Origin of the sequence: Streptomyces kunmingensis, assembly GCF_039533535.1 — a bacterium.
Classification (GTDB): Bacteria; Actinomycetota; Actinomycetes; order Streptomycetales; family Streptomycetaceae; genus Streptomyces; species Streptomyces kunmingensis.
Window position 1 is genome coordinate 1 of the sequence record NZ_BAAATS010000041.1, and the last position, 1,110, is coordinate 1,110.

At 64.5% G+C, this 1,110-nt stretch carries 1 protein-coding gene; it reads right to left on the reverse strand.

Going from position 1 to position 1,110, the window contains the following annotated elements:
• Positions 1–91: 91 nt before the first annotated feature.
• A complete protein-coding gene (locus tag ABD366_RS38380) occupies positions 92–1,006 on the reverse strand; it encodes a transposase family protein (RefSeq protein WP_324771352.1) in 915 nt (304 codons plus the stop codon).
• Between the last annotated feature and the right edge of the window lie 104 nt (positions 1,007–1,110).

The window sequence follows — 1,110 nt, forward strand, 5'->3', positions numbered from 1 at the left end:
AGATCAAAGCAACACGTTGATTCTCTGCGAACCCTTACGAGCTGGTGCGTGATTGCGTTGGAGACGTGGGTGCCTGATTTGGGGGTTTTCTTCAGCCGGTGGTGTTGCGGTCGGAGACGATGCCGGCGATGGCCTGGTAGGTGGCGGGCAGGTTCTCTCGGCGGTGGGTCCAGCGGGCCAACTGCTTCCAGCGTTTGTGGTCGGCGAGGGCGTGTTCGACGGTGATGCGCTTGGAGGAGTGCCGGTGTCGGGCTCGTAGGCGGGCTTCGAGGACCTCGGGTGGGCTGATCTTGTTTCCCTTCCTGGGCGGGGTTACCGCTTGGCCGGGATGGTCGCGACGGAGCCCGAGGTAGCCGTCGTCCAGGAGGACTTCCACGTCGTGAAAGTGCTGGAAAAAAGTACCGATGCCTTCTTTGCGTGCGGCGGTTGCGTCATGCATCCGCCCTGGTCGCAGGGCATCGGTCCAGAGCGTGCGGCCTTGATGGTCGGCGACGACGGTGGCCTTCATCGTGTTCTGCTTCTTCTTCCCTGAGACGAAAGCACGGCGTCCGCCGCGGCTGGCTGGGGGCCGACGGACCTGGACTTCGGTGGCGTCCTGCCGCAGCTCGATGCCTTCGGCCTGCGCGTATGCGAAGACATCCGCCAGGGTCCGCAGCCGCAGGCCGGGCCGGTCTGGAACCGCGCATCCCCGCTCTGCCAGTAACCCTCGTATCTCGCCGATCGCACGGGTGATGGTGGAGCGGTCGACGCCGAAAAGCAGCCCCAACACCGCATGTGGCAGGTCGTGTCGCAGGTGAATGAGCGTGGCCACGAGCCGGTCGACGAACATCAGCCGGTGCCGGACACCGGCTCCTGCCTCACGCTTCCTGGCCCCGCCGCGAGCTTCGTGACGACGTCCCTCGACCACGGCCTGCCACGGGCCGGCCAACTCCTCAACCAGGGACGCGAGATGCCCCCGCGAGACCCCCGTGAACACCTGATGCGAGAGAACCATCCGACTGACCATGATCGCCACATCCGGATCATGACACCGACCAGCAAGAACACGTCACCCGCAATCACGCACCAGCTCGTAAGGGTTCGCAGAGAATCAACGTGTTGCTTTGATCT

What these genes read in the sequence shown, in the direction of transcription:
- ABD366_RS38380 (WP_324771352.1), bottom strand. Translation starts at nt 1,006, where the DNA reads ATGGTCAGTCGGATGGTTCTCTCGCATCAGGTGTTCACGGGGGTCTCG.